Origin of the sequence: Mesorhizobium sp. M7A.F.Ca.US.014.04.1.1 (assembly GCF_003998745.1) — a bacterium.
Lineage (GTDB): Bacteria > Pseudomonadota > Alphaproteobacteria > Rhizobiales > Rhizobiaceae > Mesorhizobium > Mesorhizobium ciceri.
In genome coordinates this window covers 1-7,188 of record NZ_RZRW01000297.1, presented here as the reverse complement: position 1 = coordinate 7,188, position 7,188 = coordinate 1, and the positions used below count along the sequence as shown (strand labels likewise).

7 protein-coding genes are annotated in these 7,188 nt (G+C 64.8%); 6 read left to right on the top strand and 1 reads right to left on the bottom strand.

What is annotated here, in order from left to right; genetic code table 11:
- From EOA22_RS19605 to EOA22_RS19580, 6 genes are all read left to right on the top strand, one after another.
- Positions 1 to 1,016, top strand: a 1,016-nt coding sequence (locus EOA22_RS19605; protein WP_245478658.1) for a divergent polysaccharide deacetylase family protein, incomplete at its 5' end; no start/stop codon positions are given.
- A gap of 30 nt (positions 1,017 to 1,046) precedes the next feature.
- Positions 1,047 to 1,568, top strand: coding sequence for an RNA pyrophosphohydrolase (locus tag EOA22_RS19600; RefSeq protein WP_013529078.1), 522 nt, complete (start codon positions 1,047 to 1,049; stop codon positions 1,566 to 1,568).
- A 110-nt stretch (positions 1,569 to 1,678) separates the two neighbouring features.
- Positions 1,679 to 2,818, top strand: coding sequence for an alanine racemase (gene alr / locus EOA22_RS19595; RefSeq protein ID WP_063169214.1), 1,140 nt, complete (start codon positions 1,679 to 1,681; stop codon positions 2,816 to 2,818).
- Between the two features lie 274 nt (positions 2,819 to 3,092).
- Complete coding sequence (gene rnk / locus EOA22_RS19590) at positions 3,093 to 3,515, top strand: nucleoside diphosphate kinase regulator (RefSeq protein ID WP_027162554.1); 423 nt, start codon at positions 3,093 to 3,095, stop codon at positions 3,513 to 3,515.
- 2 nt (positions 3,516 to 3,517) lie between these two features.
- Positions 3,518 to 4,072 (top strand): nucleoside-diphosphate kinase, encoded by a 555-nt coding sequence (locus EOA22_RS19585; RefSeq protein WP_082826563.1) that lies wholly within the window; start codon positions 3,518 to 3,520, stop codon positions 4,070 to 4,072.
- A gap of 119 nt (positions 4,073 to 4,191) precedes the next feature.
- Positions 4,192 to 5,448, top strand: coding sequence for a D-amino acid dehydrogenase (locus EOA22_RS19580; RefSeq protein WP_013529082.1), 1,257 nt, complete (start codon positions 4,192 to 4,194; stop codon positions 5,446 to 5,448).
- A 4-nt stretch (positions 5,449 to 5,452) separates the two neighbouring features.
- Here EOA22_RS19580 and EOA22_RS19575 read toward each other — a convergent pair.
- The coding region (locus tag EOA22_RS19575; protein WP_127390154.1) for a phospholipase D-like domain-containing protein at positions 5,453 to 7,188 on the bottom strand (1,736 nt) is incomplete at its 5' end.

Here is a 7,188-nt window from a genome sequence, read left to right as displayed (position 1 = left end):
AGCCGCAACAGGTTGCCGTTTCAACGCCGAAAGTGACCGCGGCGGCCGAACCTGCCGCCGCGCCGCCTGCATTGGCCCCGGCGGCACCGAAGCCGGAGGCGCCGGTCAAATCAGGTGGGCCGCAGATCATCCATGTGCAGACGGAGGAGGGCGATGGGCCGCCCAAGGCAGCGATCGTCATTCGCGACCCGTCGACCGTCGGCCAGAACCTGAAGGTCGCGCATATTCCAGACAAGGCGCTGATCGAGGCCAGCGAGACCGGGCCGTTGCCGGTGCGCGCCGCCGATGGCAGGCGGCCGTTCGACGTCTATGCGCGGCCCTGGTCGGGCGGGCGCGGCGCACGGGTGGCGATCGTCATCGGTGGACTTTCGGTTTCGCAGACCGGCACCCAGGCGGCCATCGCCAAGCTGCCGGCGGAAGTGACGCTGGCCTTCGCGCCGCAAGGCAACAGCATCGGCCGCTGGATGCAGGCAGCCAGGCAGAGCGGCCACGAGATCGTCATGCAGGTGCCGCTCGAACCGTTCGATTATCCCAAGGTCAATCCGGGACGCAACACGCTGACGGTGGCGGCGAGCGCGGACGAGAACCTGAAGAGCCTGCACTGGGCGCTGTCGCGGACGACCAACTATACCGGCGTCATGAACTATATGGGCGCCCGCTTTTCCGCTGACGCGGCGGCGATGGAGCCGTTCATCGCCGAGCTCGGCAAACGCGGCCTCGCCTATATCGATGACGGCTCGTCGGCGCGCAGTCTGGCGCCGGATCTGGCGCTGAAGGACGGCGTGCCCTTCGTCGCCGGCGACATGGCGATTGATGCCGTGCAGGATCGCGGCGAAATCCTGAAGAAGCTCGACAGCCTGGAGGCGACCGCGCGGGCCAAAGGCACTGCCGTCGGCATCGGTTCGGCCTTCGACCTGACGGTCGATACCGTGTCATCCTGGGTGGTCGAGGCCAAGAAGCGCGGCATCGAGATCGTGCCGATTTCAGCGGTGGCTATCGATCCGCAAAAAGGCTAGCCCTCGGAAGACGGCTGGAAAGAGTGACTGATGCCAAAGACGAACAAAATCGACCGCGAAACGCTGCCTTACCGACCCTGCGTCGGGCTGATGATCCTCAATGCCGAGGGCCTGGTCTGGGTCGGGCACCGCATTGCCGAACCGGACAGCGAATTTGCCGGCACGACGCAGCTCTGGCAGATGCCACAAGGCGGCATCGACGAGGGCGAGGAGCCCCTGCAGGCGGCCGAGCGCGAGCTCTATGAGGAGACCGGCATGCGCGGCGTCTCGCTACTGGCCGAGGCGCCGGACTGGATCAACTATGATTTGCCGGAGCATCTCGTCGGCATCGCCTTCAAGGGCCGGTATCGCGGCCAGACGCAGAAATGGTTCGCCTTTCGCTTCCACGGCGATGTCAGCGAGATCCAGATCAATCCGCCGCCGGGTGGCCACACCGCCGAGTTCGACAAATGGGCATGGCGGCCGATGCAGGACCTTCCCGACCTGATCGTGCCGTTCAAGCGCCATGTCTATGAGGATGTGGTGGCGGCGTTCCGGCATCTGGTGCGATAGTAGGGGAGTAGGGGAGTAGGGGAGTAGGGTTGAATGTTCTGTTGCGGTCCGCGCCAAATTCTACTGACTACTGACTACTGACTAACCCATCCACCACAAGAACGGTCGCCATGAACGACGCCCTCCAAAAATCGCCGCCAGAAGAGGTCACCGCCACGAGCGAAGTGGCGGCTGGGGCCATCCTCACCATCGATCTCGGTGCAATCCGTGAAAACTACCGGCGGCTGAAGGCGCGGTTGGGCGATGTTGCCTGCGCTGGTGTGCTCAAGGCGGACGGCTACGGCCTTGGCGCCGGCCAGGTCGGGGCGGCACTGCTGCGCGAAGGCTGCGATATCTTCTTCGTTGCGCTTCTGGGCGAAGGCGTCGCCCTGCGCCGCTCGCTTGGGGCCGGCCCTGCCATTTTCGTGTTGAACGGCATTCCGCCCGGTGCCGAGCCGGACGCCGTGGCAGCAAACCTTTGCGCTGTTATCAACAGCCACGAGCAACTGGCAGCCTGGCGTGCTGCGGCCCGCCGCGCCGGCCGAAAACTGCCGGCCGCGGTCCAGGTCGACAGCGGCATGTCGCGGCTCGGCATGGCGCCTCGGGATGTGGATCGCATCGCCGCCGATCCGCAGGCTTTCGACGGCATCGACATCCGTTACGTGATGAGCCATCTGGCCTGCGCCGACGAGCCGGAGCATCCGGCCAATGAGAAGCAGCGGTCGGTGTTCGAGCGGCTGCGCGCAATGTTGCCGAAGGCGCCGGCGTCGCTGGCCAATTCCTCCGGCATCTTTCTTGGGCCGTCCTTTCACTACGATCTCGCCCGCCCCGGTGCCGCCCTCTACGGCATCAATCCGACGCCGCCAAAGTCCAATCCGATGCTGCCGGTGGTGCGGCTGCAGGCAAAGGTGGCACAGACGCGCAGCGTCGAAAAGGGCGCCGGCGTCGGCTATGGCCACAGCTATCATGCGCAAGGCCCGCTCAGGCTGGCGACGATTTCGTTCGGCTACGCTGATGGCTGGCAACGCCGCGCCGCGTCCGCCGCCTGGTTCGAGGGCGTGCGGCTACCTTTCGTCGGGCGGGTGTCGATGGATTCGATCATTCTCGACATTTCCGCCCTGCCGGCCGGCAGGCTGCGCGAGGGTGATCTGGTCGAACTGCTCGGTCCCTCGCAAAGCGTCGATGACGCCGCCGGCCATGCCGGCACCATCGGCTACGAGATCCTGACCAGCCTCGGTCCGCGCTTCCATCGGCGCTATGTCGGCGGTTGAGCGGTTTGGCCGCGCTTGACAAGCGGACGCCTGTCGGCAAGGCTCCATGCATGAGCAACCCAGCTTATATCAGAACCTTGTTCAGGGTCTGCCCGATCGCGGGATCGTAGCCCCGGCGCGGTCGCCTTTTGGCGTCCGTCCGAACCGGGGCATTTCTACCTGACATTATCATTCCCGAGCCAGACAGCTTCGCGGCTGCCGGTTTTTCATCAAGCCACCGTTTGCGCGGCGGCAGGCGCGCGTCTGTTCGATGCGCCAAGTCATGAGGTTTGCCATGCAACATGCAACAGGATTGCGTCCACCGAGCCGGCTTCTGGTCACCGATGCCGACCATCATAGGCTGACGGGCCTGGCGCGGGCGTCGCTCGACCGCGTGCCCGAGACGGCCGAAGAATTGCTTTCGGAGATGGACCGTGCCGTTGTCACGGCAGCGGCTTCCATGCCGGCCAATGTCGTGCGGATGGGCTCGGCGGTAACAATCCGCAACGATGGCGGCAACATCCAGCGCGTCACGCTGGTCTATCCCGGCGAAGCAGACATCAGTGAAAACAGGATCTCGGTGCTGACGCCGATGGGGACGGCGCTCATCGGCGCGACCGCTGGGCAGACGGTGTGCTGGAGCAGCCGTGGCGGCCGGGAACTGTCGGCGACCATCGAAGTGGTCGATACGCCGGCCTGCGGGCGGGAGGGGGCCTGATCATGGAGACGGTGATGACAGGCGCGAATTTCCAGCTGACGACAAAGGACTTCGCCGTCCTCGAAATCATGTTGGAGCGTCGGCGGGCTTTCGCGGATCCGATTGTTCCAATGCTTGAAGACAAGCTTTCCAAGGCCGAGGTCGTCGCGATGGATTCGGTCGGATCCGATATCGTGACGCTGAACAGCAGGCTGGTATTCCGTGTCGATGCCGGCCCCGCCCAGACCCGGACCCTGGTGCAGAATGAGGTGCGCGGCCCGGTCGGCTCCAGCCTGTCGATCATGACAAGGCGGGGGCTTTGCATGCTCGGCATGGCCGAGGGCCAGACTGCATGGATCGAACAGGCCGACGGCAGGCGGGAGTCGGTCCTGATCGCGACCGTGCTCTACCAGCCGGAGGCCGCGCGGCGTGCCGTCAGGGAGAAATCCCAGGCCGAGGCGCGACGGCCGCATGGGCTCACCCTCGTCTACAGCGCCGCAGCCGATTGGCGGCCCCTTGGCGAAAGGGCCGGAATGCGGCAGACAGGGGACGACGACCCCGGTCCTGCGGCGGCGTGAACAGGCAACACTGCATGATCTCGAAAATCGGCATCGATTTTCGCCGGGGATCATGCGCAAATCGGAATGCGCCGCGTCCAGGCGTCCTCAAGGGCGTGCGACGCGGCAAGGAGTAAACGATGAAGATCATGGTGCTGGGCGGCGGCGTCATCGGAGTGACCACGGCGTACTTTCTCGCCGAGGCCGGCCACGAGGTGACGGTTCTCGACCGCCAGAAAGGCCCGGCGCTGGAAACCAGCTTCGCCAATGCCGGCGAAATTTCGCCCGGCTACGCCTCGCCCTGGGCCGGGCCCGGCATTCCGCTGAAGGCGATCAAATGGCTGCTGATGAAGCATGGCCCGCTGGTGGTGCGGCCGGCCTTCGATCCGCATATGTGGACATGGCTCATCAAGATGCTGCGCAACTGCACGGCCGAGCGCTATGCGATCAACAAGGCGCGCATGGTGCCGCTGGCCGAATACAGCCGCGATACGCTCAAGGCGCTGCGCGAAGCGACCGGCATCGCCTATGACGAGCGGACCCAGGGCACGCTGCAGCTGTTCCGGACGCAAAAGCAGCTTGACGGCACCGGCGGCGATGTCGAGGTGCTGAAGAAGTATGGCGTGCCTTACGAGATCCTCGACCAGGACGGTTGCATCGCGGCTGAGCCTGGCCTTGCCGGGGTGCGCGAAAAGTTCGTCGGCGGCCTCAGGCTGCCGCACGACGAGACCGGCGACTGCAAGATGTTCACCGACAGGCTGGCCGAACTCTGTGTGGCCCGTGGCGTCAAGTTCGAGTACGACGTGACGATCTGGCGCGTCATCCGCAGCCGCAACCGCATTGCCAATCTCAGCACCAGCAAGGGCTGGAAGACCGCCGACGCCTATGTGATGGCGCTGGGCAGTTATTCGGCGGGTTTCATGCGCCGAGTGAAGCGGCCGATCCCGGTCTATCCGGTCAAGGGCTATTCGATCACCGTGCCGATCAAGGACGCGGCGGCGGCGCCGGTCTCGACGGTGATGGACGAGACCTACAAGGTGGCGATCACCCGGCTTGGCGACCGCATCCGGGTTGGCGGTACGGCCGAGATTTCCGGCTTCGACCTCAGGCTGCACGAATCGCGGCGGCGCACGCTGGAACACTCGGTCGGCGATCTCTTTCCTGGCGCCGGCGCGATGCGGGACGCGACGTTCTGGTGCGGGCTGCGGCCGATGACGCCGGATGGTCCGCCGCTGATCGGCCGCACCGAGCTTTCCAATCTCTATCTCAACACCGGCCACGGCACGCTCGGCTGGACCATGGCTTGCGGCTCGGGCAAGGTGCTGGCCGACATCATCTCCAACCGGGTGCCTGACATCGACGTCCGCGACCTCGCGCAGGAGCGCTATCTGCGCTAGAGAGTCAGAACGCCTGCCGGACCCAGTCCTCGTCGAAAAGCAGCCGGTAGGCCCACGGGATCGTCACATTGGTGGCGACCGGTTTGGAGTGGGCGACATAGTCGTCATAGATCGGCTTCATCCTGGTGTAGAAGGCCGGATCGAGCACCATCATGCCGTTCTCACTGTCGTGGAAGAAGCTGCGGTTGTTGAGGTTGACCGACGAGATGGCGACCAGCCTTTCGTCGATCATCATGATCTTGGAATGCAGCACCACGTCAGGCGCCTTGAACTCGCGGATGTTGATGCGATCGCCATATTTCTCGACAAACAGCTTGTTGAGCGCGGTGAGAAACTTGCCGCCGATATCGCCCTTGAGATCGATGCGGCCGACAATGTCGATCCTGACGCCGCGGGCGAGCGCCCGGTCAACAGCCTGGGCAAGCTTGGGCGTCAGGTTGAGGTAGGGATTAACGATCTGGATATGGTGCTGGGCGGCGTCGACCAACTCGACGAAATAGTCCTCCAGCGCATGGCCATCCTCGTAAGGCACCGAAATGAAGTGTCGTGCCGTGCCTGAAGGACGGGCGCCGTCGGACCGGACCGGAATGGAGAAGGGGCGCGCCAGATTGGTGTCGGCGTCGCGCAGCCACACTGTCGAAAGATGCGCGGCAAGGGTCTCGACCGTGGCCGGATCGGCGAACTCGATGTCGAAGTCGCTCCAGTTCGAATAGTAGTTCAGCGACAACCCGTCGGTCTTGCCGTATTGCTCAAGGTCTGGATAGCGCGACAGATCGATCGGCTGGTGGAACAGGAAGCCGTCATGGATGTTGCGGCCGCCGATGATGGCGCGCGACCGCCGTGGATCGTCGGCAAGCGTCGCCAGCATCTTGACGTGATGGACCTTGTGCAATTGTGAAATCTGCTCGTCGATCGGCGCGCCCCGGTCCGCCCGCCAGCGATATTCCTGCAGCCCGACATTGGGGAATTCGGCCGCCAGCCGATGCAGCATGGCGTCGTCCTTGTCGCGCTCCAGCACGTCGGTGACCAGGATGCGCACCTTGGTGCCGAGGGCTGCATGATGACGGATCAGCCGTTCGATGATGCGGCCGGAGAAGTCGGCCTTGAACTCCAGGGATGACAGATAGATCAGCTTCAGTTTTGGGGCCCTGGAGAAGTCGAGCGGCAGCTCCGGGTCGCCCTTGTCGATGGCGCTGTCGGACAGCGGCGCTCCCATCAGCGCCTCGACCTTGGCGTTGAAGCCGTCGCGCGATTTGCGCAGCAGGCGCGGCTTTCCGATCGGCAAGGCACAGGTCTGCGACAGCCAACGGCTGGCATAGAAGGCGCGGCTGAGAGGATCGAGGCCGGTTGGGTCTGGCGTCGGGCAACGCTCGTAGCGACTGTCGAAAGCGGCAAGCGCCGGATCGGCGGTCTCTTCGCGTCGGATGGTGAGCGGCGCGCCGGCCGGAGCAAGGCTGGAGCGGATTCTTGCCGCGCAGCGGTTCAGGCCGTCACTTGGAAACAGGCTGACCGTATCGTCCTCGCCGGACAGGCGAAAGCGAAATGCCGTGCCCGTGGCGATGGTGCGTGAAGCGCCGCCGGCACGGATCGCCAGCGTGCCGTCGCAGACGCCTTCGATGTCGGCCGGTTGCTTGCCGGCCTGGCGCAGCACGATCTCGACGCTGCGCGCTTGCAGGCCGGAGAAATCGAAGGTCTTGGGCGCCGAAGGCCGCGCCGCCGCATCGATGTAGAGCGTCTGTC

Excerpts from the sequence above, each read along its gene's own strand:
- EOA22_RS19600 (WP_013529078.1), top strand. The coding sequence starts at position 1,047 with ATGCCAAAGACGAACAAAATCGACCGCGAAACGCTGCCTTACCGACCC.
- rnk (WP_027162554.1), top strand. The coding sequence starts at position 3,093 with ATGCAACATGCAACAGGATTGCGTCCACCGAGCCGGCTTCTGGTCACC.
- alr (WP_063169214.1), top strand. The coding sequence starts at position 1,679 with ATGAACGACGCCCTCCAAAAATCGCCGCCAGAAGAGGTCACCGCCACG.
- EOA22_RS19580 (WP_013529082.1), top strand. The coding sequence starts at position 4,192 with ATGAAGATCATGGTGCTGGGCGGCGGCGTCATCGGAGTGACCACGGCG.
- EOA22_RS19585 (WP_082826563.1), top strand. The coding sequence starts at position 3,518 with ATGGAGACGGTGATGACAGGCGCGAATTTCCAGCTGACGACAAAGGAC.